General features: G+C 72.8%; 20 protein-coding genes. 12 read left to right on the top strand and 8 right to left on the bottom strand.

Annotation, left to right across the window (positions count from 1 at the left end):
- Nucleotides 1–227 precede the first annotated feature (227 nt).
- Nucleotides 228–575 carry an alkylmercury lyase gene (locus tag ACIHEI_RS36945; RefSeq protein WP_396609914.1) on the bottom strand — a complete coding sequence of 116 codons (348 nt, stop codon included), beginning with the start codon at nucleotides 573–575 and terminating at the stop codon, nucleotides 228–230.
- A gap of 83 nt (nucleotides 576–658) precedes the next feature.
- Here ACIHEI_RS36945 and ACIHEI_RS36940 point away from each other — a divergent pair, with 83 nt between their 5' ends.
- The 5 genes from ACIHEI_RS36940 to ACIHEI_RS36920 all read left to right on the top strand — a co-directional run bounded on the left by ACIHEI_RS36940 (nucleotide 659) and on the right by ACIHEI_RS36920 (nucleotide 5,271).
- Nucleotides 659–1,084 (top strand): heavy metal-responsive transcriptional regulator, encoded by a 426-nt coding sequence (locus ACIHEI_RS36940; protein WP_396609913.1) that lies wholly within the window; start codon nucleotides 659–661, stop codon nucleotides 1,082–1,084.
- 94 nt (nucleotides 1,085–1,178) lie between these two features.
- Nucleotides 1,179–2,744 carry an AMP-binding protein gene (locus ACIHEI_RS36935; RefSeq protein WP_396609912.1) on the top strand — a complete coding sequence of 522 codons (1,566 nt, stop codon included), beginning with the start codon at nucleotides 1,179–1,181 and terminating at the stop codon, nucleotides 2,742–2,744.
- A 91-nt stretch (nucleotides 2,745–2,835) separates the two neighbouring features.
- Complete coding sequence (locus ACIHEI_RS36930) at nucleotides 2,836–3,456, top strand: MBL fold metallo-hydrolase (RefSeq protein WP_396609911.1); 621 nt, start codon at nucleotides 2,836–2,838, stop codon at nucleotides 3,454–3,456.
- Nucleotides 3,457–3,700: 244 nt separating this feature from the next.
- Nucleotides 3,701–4,648: a phosphatase PAP2 family protein gene (locus ACIHEI_RS36925; RefSeq protein WP_396609910.1), complete on the top strand. Its 948-nt coding sequence runs from the start codon at nucleotides 3,701–3,703 to the stop codon at nucleotides 4,646–4,648.
- Between the two features lie 428 nt (nucleotides 4,649–5,076).
- Nucleotides 5,077–5,271 carry a hypothetical protein gene (locus tag ACIHEI_RS36920; RefSeq protein WP_387641232.1) on the top strand — a complete coding sequence of 65 codons (195 nt, stop codon included), beginning with the start codon at nucleotides 5,077–5,079 and terminating at the stop codon, nucleotides 5,269–5,271.
- Nucleotides 5,272–5,282: 11 nt separating this feature from the next.
- On the opposite strand, the gene ACIHEI_RS36915 is transcribed toward ACIHEI_RS36920, so the two are convergent.
- The 3 genes from ACIHEI_RS36915 to ACIHEI_RS36905 are packed head-to-tail and all read right to left on the bottom strand — an operon-like array spanning nucleotide 5,283 to nucleotide 7,193.
- On the bottom strand, nucleotides 5,283–5,624 hold the full coding sequence (locus tag ACIHEI_RS36915; RefSeq protein ID WP_396609909.1) for a hypothetical protein: 342 nt from the start codon (nucleotides 5,622–5,624) through the stop codon (nucleotides 5,283–5,285).
- A gap of 39 nt (nucleotides 5,625–5,663) precedes the next feature.
- Nucleotides 5,664–6,725 carry a hypothetical protein gene (locus tag ACIHEI_RS36910; RefSeq protein ID WP_396609908.1) on the bottom strand — a complete coding sequence of 354 codons (1,062 nt, stop codon included), beginning with the start codon at nucleotides 6,723–6,725 and terminating at the stop codon, nucleotides 5,664–5,666.
- Nucleotides 6,726–6,749: 24 nt separating this feature from the next.
- Nucleotides 6,750–7,193 carry a hypothetical protein gene (locus tag ACIHEI_RS36905; protein ID WP_392951521.1) on the bottom strand — a complete coding sequence of 148 codons (444 nt, stop codon included), beginning with the start codon at nucleotides 7,191–7,193 and terminating at the stop codon, nucleotides 6,750–6,752.
- Between the two features lie 81 nt (nucleotides 7,194–7,274).
- Between ACIHEI_RS36905 and ACIHEI_RS36900 the strand changes: the two genes are divergently transcribed.
- The 3 genes from ACIHEI_RS36900 to ACIHEI_RS36890 are packed head-to-tail and all read left to right on the top strand — an operon-like array spanning nucleotide 7,275 to nucleotide 8,222.
- The gene (locus ACIHEI_RS36900) at nucleotides 7,275–7,421 is read left to right on the top strand and encodes a hypothetical protein (RefSeq protein ID WP_396609907.1); all 147 of its coding nucleotides are present in this window, start codon (nucleotides 7,275–7,277) and stop codon (nucleotides 7,419–7,421) included.
- Nucleotides 7,418–7,747, top strand: coding sequence for a hypothetical protein (locus ACIHEI_RS36895; RefSeq protein ID WP_396609906.1), 330 nt, complete (start codon nucleotides 7,418–7,420; stop codon nucleotides 7,745–7,747). Before ACIHEI_RS36900 ends, ACIHEI_RS36895 begins: the two co-directional genes overlap by 4 nt.
- A gap of 40 nt (nucleotides 7,748–7,787) precedes the next feature.
- Entirely contained in the window at nucleotides 7,788–8,222 is a 435-nt protein-coding gene (locus ACIHEI_RS36890) for a VOC family protein (RefSeq protein ID WP_387641241.1), read from the top strand.
- 10 nt (nucleotides 8,223–8,232) lie between these two features.
- Here ACIHEI_RS36890 and ACIHEI_RS36885 read toward each other — a convergent pair whose 3' ends face one another.
- The 3 genes from ACIHEI_RS36885 to gcvH all read right to left on the bottom strand — a co-directional run bounded on the left by ACIHEI_RS36885 (nucleotide 8,233) and on the right by gcvH (nucleotide 10,485).
- Entirely contained in the window at nucleotides 8,233–8,826 is a 594-nt protein-coding gene (locus ACIHEI_RS36885) for a SixA phosphatase family protein (RefSeq protein ID WP_396609905.1), read from the bottom strand.
- Nucleotides 8,827–8,959: 133 nt separating this feature from the next.
- On the bottom strand, nucleotides 8,960–9,946 hold the full coding sequence (locus ACIHEI_RS36880) for an endonuclease/exonuclease/phosphatase family protein (RefSeq protein ID WP_396609904.1): 987 nt from the start codon (nucleotides 9,944–9,946) through the stop codon (nucleotides 8,960–8,962).
- Nucleotides 9,947–10,101: 155 nt separating this feature from the next.
- On the bottom strand, nucleotides 10,102–10,485 hold the full coding sequence (gene gcvH, locus ACIHEI_RS36875; protein ID WP_396609903.1) for a glycine cleavage system protein GcvH: 384 nt from the start codon (nucleotides 10,483–10,485) through the stop codon (nucleotides 10,102–10,104).
- Nucleotides 10,486–10,828: 343 nt separating this feature from the next.
- Between gcvH and ACIHEI_RS36870 the strand changes: the two genes are divergently transcribed.
- The 4 genes from ACIHEI_RS36870 to ACIHEI_RS36855 all read left to right on the top strand — a co-directional run bounded on the left by ACIHEI_RS36870 (nucleotide 10,829) and on the right by ACIHEI_RS36855 (nucleotide 17,357).
- Nucleotides 10,829–12,481 carry an acyclic terpene utilization AtuA family protein gene (locus tag ACIHEI_RS36870; protein ID WP_396609915.1) on the top strand — a complete coding sequence of 551 codons (1,653 nt, stop codon included), beginning with the start codon at nucleotides 10,829–10,831 and terminating at the stop codon, nucleotides 12,479–12,481.
- Nucleotides 12,478–14,076 (top strand): acyl-CoA carboxylase subunit beta, encoded by a 1,599-nt coding sequence (locus ACIHEI_RS36865; RefSeq protein ID WP_396609902.1) that lies wholly within the window; start codon nucleotides 12,478–12,480, stop codon nucleotides 14,074–14,076. The genes ACIHEI_RS36870 and ACIHEI_RS36865 overlap by 4 nt, the downstream gene beginning before the upstream one ends.
- Before the next feature lie 46 nt (nucleotides 14,077–14,122).
- Nucleotides 14,123–16,093: an acetyl/propionyl/methylcrotonyl-CoA carboxylase subunit alpha gene (locus ACIHEI_RS36860; protein WP_396609901.1), complete on the top strand. Its 1,971-nt coding sequence runs from the start codon at nucleotides 14,123–14,125 to the stop codon at nucleotides 16,091–16,093.
- A 73-nt stretch (nucleotides 16,094–16,166) separates the two neighbouring features.
- Nucleotides 16,167–17,357: an acyl-CoA dehydrogenase family protein gene (locus ACIHEI_RS36855; protein ID WP_396609900.1), complete on the top strand. Its 1,191-nt coding sequence runs from the start codon at nucleotides 16,167–16,169 to the stop codon at nucleotides 17,355–17,357.
- 128 nt (nucleotides 17,358–17,485) lie between these two features.
- Here the strand turns inward: ACIHEI_RS36855 and ACIHEI_RS36850 are convergent, their stop codons facing one another.
- Entirely contained in the window at nucleotides 17,486–17,617 is a 132-nt protein-coding gene (locus ACIHEI_RS36850) for a hypothetical protein (RefSeq protein WP_392955112.1), read from the bottom strand.
- Nucleotides 17,618–17,623: the final 6 nt, after the last annotated feature.

Raw genomic sequence — 17,623 nt, 5'->3', positions numbered from 1 at the left:
GGCCCGGGCCGGTCAGTCGGTCGAGCAGCAGTCCGCGGCCCTGCCGTGCCCGGGCCGGTCAGTCGGTCGAGCAGCAGTCCGCGGCCCTGCCGTGCCCGAGTCGGTCAGTCGGTCGAGCAGCAGTCCGCGGCCCTGCCGTGCTGCGCCGGGGCGGCCTGGCCGGCCGATCTTGCCGAGCGCGTGCCGCCGGGTCATCCGACAGGACCGGTCGGCCAGGCCCGAGCCGGTCAGCCGGTCGAGCAGCAGTCCGCGGCCCCGCCGTGCTGCGCCGGGGCGGCCTGCCCGGCGAGGGCCTGGCGGAGGACGGCGGCGTCCGGCAGGCCGGACATCGTGCCGTCCGCGTGCCAGTAGAGGCGGCAGGACAGGCTGGGCTCCGCGCCGGGCGGGGCGAACGGGTCGGCGCCGTCGATCAGGACGGTCGGCGAGCCGTACATGCCCAGCCGGGCGGCCTCGGCCTCGTCGGCCACCTCGACCAGGCTCACCTCGGCCTCCCGTCCGGCCAGCGCGCCGGTCACCAAGTCCAGCGCGGGGCGCGCGTTCGGGCAGTCCGCCACCGTCAGCACCGTGATGCGCATGGGCGAGTCCTCCACTCCTCCGGGTCGTCGTCCGAGGCTAGACCTTCCACCGCGCTGGAAGGTCAAGCGTCAGCGTGGAGAGCATGCGCATCGGCGACCTCGCCGCCCGAGCGGGGCTGACGACCAAGACCATCCGCTTCTACGAGGACAGCGGCCTGCTGCCCGCGCCGCCGCGCACCCCGGGCGGCTACCGGGACTACCCGGACACCGCGGTGACCCGGCTCACCTTCGTCCGCGACGCGCGGCGGGCGGGCCTCACGCTCGCCGAGATCCGCTCGGTGCTCGTGCTGCGCGACGACGGCCACGCGCCGTGCGCCCACGTCACCGATCTCCTCCACGAGCACCTCGCCGACATCGAGCGGCGGATGGCCGACCTTGCCGCCACCCGGGAGGCGCTGCGCGGCCTCGCCGCGCGCGCCGCGAGCACCGATCCCGCCGCGAGCACCGATCCCGCCGCGTGCGGCACGGACGGCATCTGCACCATCGTCAGCCCCGAAACATTGACCTGACGCACTGTCAGAAATGCGCCGGTGACGGACAGTTCGCGCCAATTCCCCGCAATCCCTCCCCGGCGCGGCGGCCCTGCGGGGTTAGCCTGAGGCCATGGTTGCCAACCACAACGAAGAAGTAGCCATGCCCGACGCGGAGTTCGTCAGCGGTCCCGCGACAGTCCTCCGGTCCCTCGCCACCGACCCCCATCGGCGGGCCGTCGTCGCCGCCGACGGCACCGAGATCATCGCCGGCGAGTTCGCCGCCGCCACCTACCGCCTCGCCCACGAACTGATCGCCCGCGGCGTCACCCGCGGCACCACCGTCACCCTGCTGACCGGCAACACCCCCGAGGCGCTGAGCGCCCGGTTCGCGGCGGGCCTCGCCGGTGCCCGGGTGGTGAACCTGTACGACGGCATGAGCGCCCCGATCCTGGCCGAGATCACCACCAGCGTGGACACCGGCGTGCTGCTGATCGACGCCGAACGGTACGCCGACGCACCCGAGTTGATCCCGCTGATCGACGTCCCGACCATCCTCGCCCTCGGCCCGGGCAGCGCCGTCGCGGAGGACGTGATCGCCGCCTCCGCCCACCGCCCCGCCGAACCGCCGGACGTCCGGATCGGCCCCGAGGACGACCTCAACATCCGCCACACCGGCGGCACCACCGGCATCCCGAAGGGCATCCTCAGCCTGCACGGGCCCTACCGCAGCATCTTCGACGCCCCGGTCGGCAGCGACCCCGCCGAGGGTGCGCCCCGCCTGCTCGCCGCCACCCCGCTCGCCCACCTCTCCGGCGTCCTCGCCGACATGACCCTGTACCGCGGCGGCACGGTGGTCCTGCTGCGCTCCTTCGACCCCGGCGCCGTCCTGCGGGCCGTCGAACGCGAACGCATCACCGAGTTCTGGGTGCTGCCCGCGCTGCTCCACCAGCTGCTCGACCACCCGGCGATCGGCCGCACCGACCTGTCCAGCCTCCGGCAGATCATCTACGGCGGCAGCGCGGCCTCGCCGACCCGGCTGCGCGAGGCGCTCAAGGTCTTCGGGCCGGTCCTGGTCGGCGGCTACGGGATGTCGGAGGCCCAGCTGATCACCGTGCTCGCCCCCGAGGACCACGACCGGATCACCAACGGCGAACCCGTCCCGGTCGGCCGCCCCCTGCCGGGCGTCGAGGTGGCGATCCGCGGACTCGACGGCGCCGACCTGCCGGCCGGCGAGCAGGGCGAGATCCACGTGCACTCCGACACCCTGATGGCCGGGTACTGGAAGCGGCCCGACCTCACCGCCGAGGTGCTCCGGGACGGCTGGCTGAACACCGGAGACGTCGGCTACCTCGACGAGGACGGCTTCCTCCACCTCTCCGACCGGGTCAAGGACCTGATCATCGTGGTCGGCGGGCACGTCTACCCCTCCGAGGTCGAGGACCTCCTGCTCACCCACCCGGCGGTCGCCCGCTGCGCGGTCTTCGGCGTCCGCGACGAGCAGGAGACCGAGCACGTCCACGTCGCCGTCGTCCCCGCCCCCGGCCGACAGCCGCACCTGGACGAACTCCGCGCCTTCGTCACCGCCCGCAAGGGGCGGATCTACGCCCCCGAGGTGCTCCACCTGGTCGACGAGATCCCGCTGACGCCCGTCGGCAAGCCGGACAAGAAGCGCCTGCGCGCGGCCGCGACGCGCTGACGATTCCCGGAGCCCCCCGGCGCTGACGAGGCGTCAGGGGGCGTGGGAAAAAAGGGAGGCGGCTCTCCGGAGGGGCCGGTACGTTGACCGGATGCTGCTGACGAAGTATGCCCACGCGTGCGTCCGGATCGAGGACGGCGAGAAGTCCGTATTGATCGACCCGGGGTGCTGGACGGCGCCGGAAGCCTTCGCGGGAGTCCGCGCCGTGCTGATCACCCACGGTCACCGCGACCACGTGGACCACGAGCTGCTGGCGGCGGCCCGGAAGGCCGACCCGGCACTCGAGGTGTTCGCCCCCGAGGACGTCGCGGCCGAACTGGGCGACGGCGTCCGGGCGTTGGCGGTGGGGGAGCGCTTCGAGGCCGGCGGCTTCGCGGTGCGCGCCGTCGGCGGGCGGCACGCCCAGGTGATCGACAACTACCCGGACTGCCCGAACCTCGGCTACCTGGTCGAGGGCGTCTACCACCCGGGCGACTCGCTGCACGTCCCCGACCAGGAGGTGCACGCCCTGCTGCTGCCCACCACCGGGCCGTGGCTGACGATGCGCGGGGCGATCGAGATGGTGCGCGCCGTCCGCCCCGGGCAGGTCGTCCCGATCCACGACGCCTACCACAGCGAGGCCGGCAGGGAGAACTTCGACGGCTGGCTCGACGGCGAGGCGGACGCCCGCTACACCCGCATCGCCGTCGGCGAGTCTGTCCGGCTCGGCTGAGACCGGGCGCTTTCCCCGCCTGGCCACCCGGTAGCGCCGGGCCGGCCGGGCCCCCGGGGCGGACCGGAGGGGCGTGTCGGGGGAGGCGGCTCACCCTCGTGGCCCGTCCGTGTGCCGTCTGGGAATTCACTGGGAGCCCGGTCGCGCGGCTCGAGGTTTCTCAAAGACGGTCTTGCTAGCTTCGTGACGCATGATCGACTCGTCCCACTTGGCAGCCCGGTCACGCTCGCTGATGGTCAATCTGGTGACCAGACTCCGCCCCCGGCACGTTGCCTGGCCCCTGTTCGCCCTCACCTTCTGGTGGTACCTCGCGGTCTACGGACTGCCGTACGCCAACGACGTGGTCTTCCTCTGGCTGATCGGCGCGCTGGTCGCCGCGTCCGTGCACAGCGGCGGCCGCAAGGGCTGGCTGTACGTGCTGCGCGACTGGGTGCCGGTGATGGCCGTGGTCTGGGCGTACTCGCTGCTCAGAGGCTACGGCGCGCACACGCCCTGGCAGCCGCACTACGCGCCCCAGCTCGCCTTCGACAAGGTCCTCGGCTTCGGCGAGACGTGGACGGTGCGCCTTCAGCACCTGCTCTACCACCCAGGCCGGCCGCAGTGGTACGACTACGTAATAGTCAGCGTGTACATGTCGCACTTCTTCGCGGTGTTCGTGATACTCGCCGTCCTCTGGAAGCGCAACCACGCCCGGTTCCGGCACTTCCTCGCCTGCTACCTGTCCATCACCTTCGCCGGCTTCCTCACCTACGTGCTGTACCCGGCCGTGCCGCCGTGGCTGGCCGGGATCGAGAACCACATGCCGGCCGTCGACCGGATAGTCAACACCGTCCTGGAGAACAGCGGCCTGCACCGGGCCGGCACCATCTTCGAGAACGGCAGCCGCTTCGCCAACGACGTCGCCGCGATGCCCTCGCTGCACTCCGCGTACCCGATGATGATCGCCCTGGTGTTCTGGCCCCGGGCCGGCCGCACCCTGCGGGTGCTGCTTGCCGCGTACCCCCTGGCCATGGGCTTCACGCTGGTCTACGGCGGCGAGCACTTCATCATCGACGTGCTGGTCGGCTGGGCCTACGCCTGGGTGGCGGTCGCCCTGGTGAACCGTTTCGTCGCCCGCCGGGCCGCGGCCCGCGCCGCGAAGCAAGGGGCCGTCGCCGTCAACGCGACGCCGACCACCGTCCCGGTCGGCTGATCCCCGATTTCCCCCGGGCCCCCGGCCCCGGTTTCGGCAAAGTGGTGCCGGACCGGGGCCGGGGGCCTTTTGCGCACGACCTCCGCAGAGCCGCCGCGCACTCGTCGCGTTCTCCTCACCACCCGCGCAACCCTCGCGGAACCCCCCTACGAGCGGGCCGGGAGTTTCCTGGGCGTTCGCTGGGAATCGAACGACGCCCGTTGCCGCCGGTTGGACCGCGTGTACGAGCTGACGCCCCGTCAAAAACCGGAACCCGCCCGACCGCCCGACGGTCGCGGTGAAGGCTTTGCCAATCCGTGGCGGAGTCTTGTTACGGGCGGAGGTAGCGTCGTGCGGAACACCGCAGGAGGACCCACCATGGCCGCACCCCACGCCCCATCTGCGCCCGGCGAGCGCCCCCGACCGGCCGCCACCCAGCAGACGGCCCGATGATCTCCGGTTACGCTGTCGCGCCCCTGCTCTGGGTGGTCCTGACCCCGCTCGGCGTCCTGCTCTTCGGCATCGGCCTGGCCTCCACCATCCGGATCCGCCCCGGCACCGACCGCCCGCGCGACCACCTCCTCGGCCCGCTCCTGATCGCCACCGGCATCCTGGTCACCGGCTTCGGCCTCTGGCTCCTCTGACCGGTCCGGGGTCAGTGGGTGAACCAGTGCCCCACGGGCGTCCAGTCGAGGCTCCGCCGCCAGGCCGGGAGGCCCGCAGACCAGCCGACCAGGACGCCGACCACCGCGGCCGGGGAGTCCGTCACCGCGAGGTAGTGCTCGGACGGGACGCCGTCGCGGTACTCCAGCTGGTAGCGCTCGCTGTCCCGCAGGTACCGGACCTGCACGTACCAGTCGCCGGCCGGCTCATCCGCGCCGGTCCGCTCGACGATCAGGTACGAGTCCCCGCAGCGGAGGGCGGCCACCTGCCGGCTCAGCGCCGTCGGCCCCGGATCGGGCAGCGACAGCCCGCGCTCGGTCGTCATCAGAAGCATGGCCGGAGCATGCCGCATCCCGCCGACAGGCCGGGTCGCTCAGCCGGTGGGCGCGAGCGACCAGCGGTGGACGAGGCCGGAGCGTGGTTCGAAGGTCAGCCAGGTGCCGTCGCCGAGGGGGCGGGCGTAGCCCGGGGTGTGGCCGGGTGGGTAGGTGAGTCGGTTGCGGAGGGTGAGGGTGGCGGCGTCCAGCAGCCAGTGGGCGCCGTCGTCGTCGTAGTCAAGGGTGGAGACGAGGACGGTGTGCGGGTCGACGAAGCCGCACTGCCAGTCCCAGCCGGCCGGGCTGTCCGGGTCGGTGGACGGCGGGGGTGTGCCCTCGGCGAGCAGCGTGCCGTCCAGGTCGTGCAGCTGGACGTCCCAGCCGTCGTGCTGCACGGTCAGGTAGGCGGGACGCTCGGGGTGGACGTCGGTCAGGATGCGCTCGCCGACCTCCTCCACGCGGACGTCGCGCAGCCGTTCGCCGTCCCAGCGCGCCCAGTACAGGCCGATGCCGTCCTGCCCCATACCGACGCACAGGCCCACGTGGCCGGTGTCCGGGTGCGACTGCTGGTGCGAGCCCTCCGCGACGGACTCCAGCGGCAGGCGGGCCAGCTCCCGGCCGTCCTCGGCGTCCAGCACCACCCACGCCTCCGCGTAGTCGTCCTCGCCCGGGCCCGACACCGGAACGTGCGCCCACACCAGCAGGCCGTCGTCCGAGATCCGGCAGGAACCGTGCTCGGAACCCTCGCACACCTGCTGCTCGTCCCCGCTGTGCGGATGCCCCACCTCCGGCCCCCAGCAGGCATGCCGGTACTCCCACCGGGTCGAGCCGTCACGGTTCACGGCCCGGACGGCGCGCTGCCCCGAGAACGCGGCGAACGCGCCGTCCGGGCTCACCGAATGCACCCCGCCCGACCAGCCCGGCCACGGCAGCGGAAAGGTGACGGACGGCTCCGGCCGCCCGCCGAACACCGCGTCCAGCTCGAACACCGCCAGCCGCGCCGCGTCCCGCAGCACCGCGCGGCGCGCACCCGGGCGCCCCTCCCACCCGAACCCGAGCACCAACTCCCGCCCGCCCGGCAGGGCCACCGCACCACGCAACACCGCATCGACCGTCATGCCGCCCGACCCTACCGTCCGCCCTCAGGCGCAGGCCCAGCAGTACAGCCGAGCACCGCCGGCCACCGCCCGCGACGCGAGCCCGGCCAACTCCCGCAGGAAATCGGCGAGGTCGGCCGGCTCGTAGTGGACGCCCTCGGCCACCGCCCACCGCTCGGCGACCTCGCGCAACGCGGCGTCCTCGTGCTGCGCCAGCGCGTCCCGGAACGCGTCCGACAGGGCCAGCACCACCACCTCGCCGTCCTCGATCATGCCGACCAGCGCCGCGCGCCGCGGGTCCGCCCGGAGTTCGGCGGGCGAGCGGCCCGTCACCAACTCCTCGGCGGGCTCGAGCATCACGACCGGATCGATGCCCTTCACCACCACCTCGTCGTACCCCGCCCCGAAGGGCTCGTCGTCGTCCCGGACGATCGCCCCCAGGGCGTCGTCATCGTCAGTGGCGGCGAAGTAGCCGATCAGCGTTCCCATACGACGGAGCATCACACGACGCACCGACATGTCGCCGCTCCGTCCCCCGCTCACTCGAAGCCCGGGACGTACCAGGCGATCGTGATCCCCACCGGATCCTTCGCGCTGCTCCCCGACCGGGAGAGCGCCGGCGCCGCGCTGCGCACCATGCACGAGAGCCTCGCCCCGGCGGCCGCCTCCTCGTCGACGTCGAACCGCCCGCGCTGGAGGCGCCCACCGGCAGGGTGACCCACCGGTGGAACGGCGAGGAGCTGCTCACCCTCGCCACCTGGGACCGGCAGGTCGGCCCCGTGCAGCAGCGCGTCACCAGCTGGGTCCGCTGCGAGCTGTGGAAGGACGGCGCGCCGGCTCGGACCGAACCGCAGATCTTCTCGCTGCTCCGGTTCGGCCTGGAGGAGTTCCGCGCGATGCCGCAGCGGGCCGGCTTCACCGGGATCACCGTGCACGGCGGCTACCGGGCGGCAGCGCGCCGACCGCCGCCGACGAGGTGTGGACCTTCGAGGCCACCCGCGGCTGACGCCCGCCGGCGTCAACTGTCCGGCGCCGCCGCTTAATTCGGTCGAGGGCAAGATCGGCTGCTGCTACGGTGGCGCGATGCCAACGGTCAAGAAGTTCCAGGTCACCTTCGACTGCGCCGAGCCGGAGCGCGTCGGCCGCTTCTGGTGCGAGGCGCTCGGTTACGTTCCCCCGGCCGTGCCGGAGGGCTTCGACAGCTGGGACGCGTACCAGGAGGCGCAGCCGGCCGAGACGCGCGGATCCTGGTTCGTGGCCAGCGACCCGGAGGGTGTCGGCCCGCGGATGTACTTCCAGCGCGTCCCCGAGGGCAAGGTCGTCAAGAACCGCGTCCACCTCGACGTCCGGATCGGCACCGGCCTGGTCGGCGCGGAGCGCCTCGCCGCCCTCGAAGCCGAATGCGCCCGCCTCGAAGCCCTCGGCGCGACCCGCGGGCAGCTCCTGATCGCCGACGGGGTCAACGAGTCCTGCCAGAACATGCAGGACGTCGAGGGCAACGAGTTCTGCCTCGACTGACGGCCCGCCGTCACCCGATGCCCGGCCCGCCACTGGGCCGGGCATCCTGCGTCGGCGCCCAGAAGCCGGTGATCCGTGCGGCGCCGGGCCCGAGGTCCTGCCAGGAACCGTCGAACTCCAGGACGGCCACCGAGGCGGTCGGGAACCCGGAATCCGCCACCCGCTGCGCGAGTGCGCCGCCGGCCGTTCCGGCGAGAACCGTTCCGACGAGAAGCCCGACCAGCTCGGGCAGGCTCGGACTGTGCCCGACCACGACCAGCTCGCCCACCTCGTCGGACGTCCCCCGCAGCAGCGTCACCAGCTCGTCGATACCGTTCGCCCGCCGGTGGATCTCCACGCTGAGGTCGTAAAGCCCCTGCTCGTGGACCGTCTCGGGCAGCCGCGACAGCGCCGCGCCCACGCACTCCCAGGTCTCCCTGGTCCGTCGGGCGGCGGACACCCGCGCGAGATCCGGCGCGACACCGAAACCCGCGAGCCACCGGCCGGCCGCGAACGCCTCCGCCCGCCCCGGCCCGTCGAGACGCCGCTCCTGATCGACCGCCGTCTCCCGCTCCGCCTGCGCGTGCCGAACCAGCACAAGCCTCCGACCGGTACCCGCGCTCACGTTGCCCTCCCTCGCCCGCCGGCCGGTGGTGCGGCCCGACGGAAATTGCGGCTGCTGCGCCTGCTGGCCGACGTCGAGCGCGACCGGCTTCGCTTGATCATTTTCCCCCGCACGCTACCCGTCGTTCCGGAGGTCAGCTGTCGCGGACGGCGAGTTCGGCCACCACCGCGCGGTGGTCCGTCCGGGCCAGGGTGTGTTCCTCGATCGACACCGGGAGCAGCGCCGGGCCGTGCAGGACGTGGTCGATCTGGAGCATCGGCGGCAGGTACGGGAGGTCGAGGTTGTGCTCCGGCCAGGTCGGGAGCAGCCCGGCCCCCAACTCCTCGTGCGTGTCCGTCAGTCCGGTGGCCAGCAGGCTCCGCATCGGTGCGTGGTCGAGGGTCGCGTTGAAGTCGCCCAGCAGTACCGCGTTGTGGTTGCGGCCCGGCACGGCGTCCCGCAGTGCGTGCATTCCGGCCGCCCACTTGCGGGCGTCGCCCAGGGGGTAGTACGTGTGCACCGCCACGAGTTGGACCGGCCGGCCGTCCACGGTGATCGTCACGTTGGTGGTCGGCCAGGCCGGGTCGGCGGCCGCCGTCACGGGCAGGCGGGTGTAGATCGCGGTGTCGGTGCCGTCCGGCAGCTCCCGGTGCGGAAGCAGCTCGCGGATGCCCGCCGCGTCCAGCGCGTCCGCCGCCGAACCGCTCAACTCCTCGACGGCCAGCGCGTCCAGGCGTTGCGACCGGACCAGGTCGACCAGCGCCTTCGGTGAGATGTTGCCCATGTAGGCGTTGCTGGTGGCCACCCGCAGTCGCGGCGCACCGGCCGGCACCTCCGTCCCGTCCGGGACGAACCGCGGTACCAGCCACCACAGTTGCAGCCCGACCAGGACGGCCGCCAGGCCCGCGAGCCAGCGGCGGCGCAGCGCGGCCAGCGCCGCCGTCAGCAGCAGCGTGAGCAGAGCGGCGTACTGCAGCCCGGCCATCGGCAGGGCGAGGACGGTCCCGTCGTCCAGGCCCAGGATCCGGACCGCCGCGAGGGCGGCCGGTCCGAGCAGCAGCAGGCCGCACAGGGTGGTCAGCGTCGGACGCCACCACCGTCTCCGCGCGGGTGAACCGGTTTCCGACCTGCCGTCAGCCACGATGCTCCTCCGATGGGGGCGCCGGTGGCATTCATGATCACCGGTCGCCGTTGTCGGGAGAAGACGTCCGGGGGCGGAGCTCAGTTCCGGGCAGCTGTGCGCGGGCCCCGGCCGTGTGCGGGCCGCAGCCGGGCCCGTCGGGTCCGGCCGGACGGCTATTCGCCGATGACCTTCTTGTAGCCGGCCGCGTCCAGCAGGTTCTTGAGGTCGGACTTGTCGGTCGGCTGGAGCTTGAAGATCCAGGCGTCGTAGGGCTCGTCGTTGAGGAGTTCCGGGCTCTCGTTCAACTCCTCGTTGACGGCGAGCACCTTGCCGCCGATCGGCGCGTAGATGTCCGATGCGGCCTTGACCGACTCGACCACTCCGGCCGGGTTGCCGGCCTTGAGGGCCTTCCCCACCTCCGGCAGTTCCACGAACACCACGTCGCCGAGCGCCTTCTGGGCGTGGTCGCTGATTCCGATCAGCACGGTGCCGTCGGCCTCCAGACGCGCCCACTCGTGGGACTCGGCAAACCGCAGATCAGCAGGGATGTTCGACATGCTCACTCCTCCGGAAGGTGGTCGATCACAGCAGGCTCAGCATGCCCGAGGCCGTCTCCTCGCCGGTGGATTTCCTCCGCAAAACCGACGAAACGTCAGTTTTGCTTGACAGGCGGGCGGGCGGGCCACTGCCGGCAGAAAAACAAGCACGCGTGCTTGATTTGTCGGCGGGCCAGTGCCACGCTCGGTCGCGACCGGAACGCGACCGGAACGCGACCGGAACGCGACCGGAACGCGAACGGATCGCGAACGGTGGTCGGACGGCCGGGAGTTGGGAGGCTTCGTGCTGCGGATCGGCAATGCTTCGGGGTTCTACGGGGACAGGTTCGCCGCGTTCCGGGAGATGCTGACCGGTGGCCCGCTGGACGTGCTGACGGGCGACTACCTGGCCGAGTTGACGATGCTGATCCTGGCCCGCGACCGGCTGCGCGACCCGCAGCGGGGGTATGCGCGGACGTTCCTGCGGCAGGCCGAGGAGTGCCTCGCGGAGGCGATCGACCGCGGGGTGCGGATCGTCGTCAACGCGGGCGGCCTCAATCCGGCGCGGCTGGCCGAAGCGCTCGGGGAACTCGCCGGCCGGCAGGGCGTGCAGGCCCGGATCGGCTACGTGACGGGCGACGAACTACTGCCCCGAGCCCCTGAGTTCGGCTGGACGGGCGAGGACCCGCGGCGCCCGCTGCTCGCCGCCAACGCGTACCTGGGGGCGTTCGGCATCGCCGAGTGCCTGCGCGGCGGCGCGGACGTGGTGGTGACGGGACGGGTGACCGATGCCGCGCTGGTGGTCGGGCCGGGGATCGCGCACTACGGGTGGACGCCCGGAGACCTGGACGCGTTGGCAGGTGCGGTGGTGGCCGGGCACGTACTGGAGTGCGGGGCGCAGGCCACCGGCGGGAACTACGCGTTCTTCGCCGAACACGGGGACGACGGGGGCCTCGACCACCCCGGCTTCCCGCTCGCCGAACTGCACGCCGACGGCAGCAGCGTGATCACCAAGCACCCGGGCACCGGCGGCGTGGTGAACATCGGCACCGTCACCGCCCAACTCCTGTACGAGACAGGCGGACCGCGCTACCTCGGCCCGGACGTCACCGCCCGCCTGGACACCGTGACGCTCACCCAGGACGGGCCGGACCGGGTGCGGATCGACGGGGTGCGCGGCGAGGCCCCGCCGGCCACCCTCAAGGTCGGGCTGAACCGGATCGGCGGCTATCGCAACGAGCTGGAGTTCGTCCTCACCGGGCTCGACGTCGAGGCCAAATCGGCCTTCGTGCAACGGCAGTTGACTCGGGCCCTGACCGACCCGCCGGCCGAACTGCGCTGGACGCTGGCCCGCACCGACCACCCGGACGCCGACACCGAGGAGCGGGCCAGCGCGCTGCTCCGGCTCACCGCCCGCGACCCGCAGGAGGCCAAGGTCGGCCGCGCCCTGACCGCCGCCGCCGTCGAACTCGGCCTGGCCGGCTACCCGGGCTTCCACCTGACCGCCCCGCCCGCCCCGGCCGCGCCCTACGGCGTCTTCGAGGCAGGGGAGTTGGACGCGAAGGAGGTCGAGCACCTGGCCCACCTGCCCGGCGGCACCACCGTCACCGTCCAGCCCGGACAAGTGGGATCGGGACAACTCGCTCCCGATGAAGCGAAGTTGCCGCCCGAGCCCGAGCAGGGCCCGACCCGCCGGGCCCCGCTCGGCCTGATCGTTGGCGCTCGCAGCGGCGACAAGGGCGGCGACGCCAACCTCGGCGTGTGGGCCCGCAGCGAGGCCGGCTGGCGCTGGCTCGCACACACCCTGACCGTCGACAGGCTCCGCGAACTCCTGCCGGAGACCGCACAGTTGACCATCGAGCGACACCTGCTGCCGAACCTCCGCGCCGTCAACTTCACCATCCGCGGCCTGCTCGGCGAGGGCGTCGCCGCCCAGGCCAGGTTCGACCCGCAGGCCAAAGCACTGGGGGAGTGGCTGCGCTCCCGGCACCTCGACATCCCGGAGGCACTGCTGTGACCGTACTGCCCACCCGGCTGGACACCAGCGGGCCCGCGTACACCGCCAACCGCGCCGCCATGCGGGAGAAGCTCACCGCGCTGGACGCCGAGCACGCCAAGGCGCTGGCCGGTGGCGGGCCCAAGTACGTGGAACGGCACCGCAGTCGGGGCAAACTGCTGGCCCGGGAGCGGATCGAGCTGTTGATCGACCCGGACTCGCCGTTCCTCGAACTGTCGCCGCTGGCCGCCTGGGGCAGCGACTACCCGGTCGGCGCGTCGCTGGTCACCGGGATCGGCGTGATCGAGGGCACCGAGTGCGTGATCACCGCCAACGACCCCACCGTGCGCGGCGGTTCGTCCAACCCGTGGACGCTGCGCAAGGCCCTGCGGGCCAACGAGATCGCGCTGCGCAACCGGCTGCCGCTGGTCAACCTGGTGGAGTCCGGCGGCGCGGACCTGCCCAGCCAGAAGGAGATCTTCATCCCGGGCGGCGCACTCTTCCGCGATCTCACCCGGCTCTCCGCGGCCGGAATCCCCACCGTGGCCGTGGTGTTCGGCAACTCCACGGCCGGCGGCGCGTACGTGCCCGGCATGTCCGACCACGTCATCATGGTCAAGGAACGGGCCAAGGTGTTCCTCGGCGGACCGCCACTGGTCAAGATGGCCACCGGCGAGGAGTCCGACGACGAATCCCTCGGCGGCGCCGAGATGCACGCCCGCACCTCCGGCCTGGCCGACCACCTCGCCCTCGACGAACCCGACGCGCTGCGCCTCGCCCGCCGGGTGGTGCACCGGCTGCACTGGCGCAAGTCCGGCCCACAGCCGACGAGTTGGTACGATCCGCCGAAGTACGACGAGGACGAGCTGCTGGGCATCGTCCCCGGCGACCTGAAGGCACCGTTCGACCCGCGCGAGGTGATCGCCCGGATCGCCGACGGCTCCGACTTCGACGAGTTCAAGCCGCTCTACGGCAGCAGCCTGGCCACCGGCTGGGCCACCGTCCACGGGTACCCGGTCGGCATCCTGGCGAACGCGCAGGGCGTGCTGTTCAGCCAGGAGTCGCAGAAGGCGGCCCAGTTCATCCAGCTCGCCAACCAGCGCGACCGGCCACTGCTGTTCCTGCACAACACCACCGGCTACATGGTCGGCCGCGACTACGAGCAGGGCGGCATCATCAAGCACGGCGCGATGATGATCAACGCGGTGTCGAACAGCACCGTCCCGCACATCTCGGTCCTGATGGGCGCCTCCTACGGCGCCGGGCACTACGGCATGTGCGGCCGCGCCTACGACCCGCGCTTCCTGTTCGCCTGGCCCAGCGCCAAGTCCGCCGTGATGGGACCGCAGCAACTCGCCGGTGTGCTCTCGATCGTGGCCCGCCAGTCCGCCGCCGCCAAGGGCCAGCCCTACGACGAGGACGCCGACGCCACCATCCGCGCCATGGTCGAGCAGCAGATCGAGGCCGAGTCGCTGCCCGCCTTCCTGTCCGGCCGGCTCTACGACGACGGGGTGATCGACCCGCGCGACACCCGGACGGTGCTCGGCCTCTGCCTCTCCGCGATCCACAGCGGACCGGTCGAAGGCGCCCGCGGCTACGGCGTGTTCCGGATGTAGCGCCACCAGTAAGGTCAACTTCCCTACAGCGAAAGCGAACTGACGGATGATCAGCTCTGTGCTGGTGGCCAACCGCGGCGAGATCGCCCGCCGGATCTTCCGCACCTGCCGCACCCTCGGCATCGCCACCGTCGCCGTGTACGCCGACCCGGACGCCGACGCCCGGCACGTCCGGGAGGCCGACACCGCCGTCCGGCTGCCCGGCGCCGCGCCCGCCGACACCTACCTGCGCGCCGACCTGCTGATCCGCGCCGCACTGGACGCGGGCGCCGACGCGGTCCACCCCGGCTACGGCTTCCTCTCCGAGAACGCGGAGTTCGCCCGGGCCGTCCAGGACGCTGGACTGGTCTGGGTCGGCCCGCCGCCCGCCGCGATCGCCGCCATGGGCTCCAAGACCGCCGCCAAACGGCTGATGGCCGCCGCCGGCGTCCCCGTGCTGAGCGTCGGGCCCGAGCCCGCCGAGGCCGACCTGCCGCTGCTGGTCAAGGCCGCGGCCGGCGGCGGCGGACGCGGCATGCGGGTGGTGCGCACCCTCGCCGAACTGCCCGCCGCGCTGGCCGCCGCCCGGGCCGAGGCGGCGGCCGCGTTCGGCGACGACGAGGTGTTCTGCGAACCCTACCTGCCCACCGGCCGGCACCTGGAGGTCCAGCTGCTGGCCGACGCGCACGGCACCGTCTGGGCCGTCGGCGACCGCGACTGCTCGCTGCAACGCCGGCACCAGAAAGTGATCGAGGAAGCCCCCGCCCCCGGCCTCGACCCCGAGCTTCGCACCCGCCTGCACACCGCCGCCACCGCCGCCGCCCGCGCCATCGGCTACCGCGGCGCCGGCACCGCCGAGTTCCTGCTCGCCCCCGACGGACGACTCGCCTTCCTGGAGATGAACACCCGCCTCCAGGTCGAGCACCCCGTCACCGAAGCCGTCACCGGACTCGACCTGGTCGCCCTCCAACTCGCCGTCGCCGAAGGCGAGAAGCTCCCCGCCACCCCGCCGCCCGCCCAGGGCTGCGCGATCGAGGCCCGGCTGTACGCCGAGGACCCCACCCGCGACTGGCAGCCCGCCACCGGCACCGTGCACCTGCTCGAAGTCCCGGGCGTGGACGTCGAGTTCGACACCCTCCCGGCCCCCGCCGGCCTGCGCCTGGACGCCGGAATAGGCGAACGCACCGGCACCGGCAGCGCGGCCGGCACGAGCACCGTCGGCGACCGGATCACCGTCCACTACGACGCCATGCTCGCCAAGGTGATCGCCTGGGCCCCCACCCGCCGCGCCGCCGCCCGCCGCCTCGCCGACGCCCTCGCCCGCACCCGCCTGCACGGCCCGGCCACCAACCGCGACCTGCTGGTCCGCGCACTGCGCCACCCGGCCTTCCTGGACGGCGCCGTACACACCGCCTTCCTCACCGAGCACGCCGACCAACTCCTCGGCCAGGACGGCAAATCCGCGCCACTGGCCGCCCTCGCCGCAGCCCTCGCCGACGCCGCCCGCCACCCCGGCACCGGACCGTCCGGCTGGCGCAACCTCCCCTCCCAGCCGCAACTCAAGCGCTACCGCACCGGCGACGGCACCGAACTCGACGTCCGCTACCGCCTCACCCGCGACGGCCTGCTCGCCGAGGACCACCCCGAGGTCCAACTCCTCGGCAGCACCGCCGAATCCGTCGACCTCGCGGTCGGCCCGCTGCGCCGCCGCTACCGGATCGCCCGACACGGCGACCAGGTCTTCGTGGACGGCCCGACCGAACACCACACCCTGACCGTCCTCGACCGATTCCCGGACCCCGCAGCCCAGTTGGCCCCCGGAACGCTGCTCGCCCCGATGCCCGGCACGGTCGTCCGGATCGCCGCCGAGGCGGGCCGGCCCGTCACCGCCGGCCAGCCGCTGCTCTGGCTGGAGGCGATGAAGATGGAACACCAGGTCGCCGCCCCGGCCGACGGCATGCTCGCCGAACTCCCCGTCACCGTCGGCCAACAGGTCGAGACCGGCGCCGTCCTCGCCGTGGTCCGCGCCGAATCCTGAACCAACTCCCCGTACCCAAAAGCCGGTTGTGCGATCCGCGCCGCCCGGCGACCCCGCCCGGAAGGACCCCGTGATGTCCGCACCGCGCACCACCTCGCTACCCGCCTCCCCGCTGATCGAGTCCGAGGACCGCCGCGCCCTGCGCGAAGCCGTCGCCGCGCTCGGCCGCCGCTACGGGCGCGACTACTTCCAGCGCAAGGCCCGCGCCAATCAGCCCGTCGAGGAACTCTGGTCGGAGGCCGCCAAGTTGGGCTACCTCGGCGTCAACCTGCCCGCCGAATTCGGCGGCGGAGGCGCCGGGATCAGCGAACTCGCCATCGTGCTGGAGGAGTTGGGAGCAGCCGGCTGCCCACTGCTGATGCTGATCGTCTCGCCCGCGATCTGCGGCACCGTGATCGCCCGGTTCGGCACCGAGGAGCAGAAGCAGCGCTGGCTGCCCGGCCTCGCCGACGGCAGCAAGGTGATGGCGTTCGGCATCACCGAACCCGACGCCGGCTCCAACTCGCACCGGATCGGCACCGTCGCCCGCCGAGACGGCGAGGACTGGCTGCTCAGCGGCCGCAAGGTGTTCATCTCCGGCATCGACCACGCCGACGCCGTCCTGTTCGTCGGCCGCACCGAGGACGCTCGCACCGGCAAGCTCAAGCCCGCCCTGTTCGTCGTCCCGCGCGACACCCCCGGCTTCGAGTACCGCCCCATACCGATGGAACTCACCGCCCCCGAACGGCAGTTCCAGGTCTTCCTGGACGACGTCCGGCTGCCCGCCGACGCCCTGGTCGGCGACGAGGACGCCGGGCTGCTGCAACTGTTCGCCGGACTCAACCCCGAGCGGATCATGACCGCCGCCTTCACCCTCGGCATCGCCCGGTACGCCCTCGACACCGCCGTCGGCTACGCCCGCACCCGCACCGTCTGGGACAAGCCGATCGGCGCCCACCAGGGCATCGCGCACCCGCTCGCCCAGTGCGCCATCGAGGTCGAACTCGCCCGCCTGATGACCCAGAAGGCCGCCCACCTCTACGACGCGGGCGACGACCTGGCCGCCGGCGAGGCCGCCAACATGGCCAAGTACGCGGCCGGCGAAGCCTCCTGCCGAGCCGTCGACCAGGCCGTCCAGACCCTCGGCGGCAACGGCCTCACCCAGGAGTACGGCCTCGCCGCCCTGATCACCGCCACCCGGGTCGGCCGGGTCGCCCCCGTCAGCCGCGAAATGATCCTCAACTACGTCGCCCAGCACACCCTGGGCCTGCCCCGCTCCTACTGACGCATCCGCAGATCCGGTCGGGCGCTCGGGCGGATCCGGAAGCCGCCACCACGGCCCGGCGAAGCCCACCGCCCGCACCGCCCGCCACCACCTCGGCCACAACCCAACTGCGCTGCGCCGCCCAGCGGTTAGTCCTGGTCGGTGTCGTCCGGGTACAGGGCGATGTGGTCGGCGGCGAGGTCGGCGGCGACCCGGTGTTCCATGCCGAGGGCGGCGAGGAACTTGGCGGGGAGCTGGACGCGGCCGGTGCGGTCGAGCATGACGTA

Origin of the sequence: Kitasatospora sp. NPDC051984 (genome assembly GCF_044593455.1) — a bacterium.
Lineage (GTDB): Bacteria > Actinomycetota > Actinomycetes > Streptomycetales > Streptomycetaceae > Kitasatospora.
Note: the sequence above shows the minus strand (reverse complement) of the source record. Positions and strands in the feature narration are given on the sequence as shown.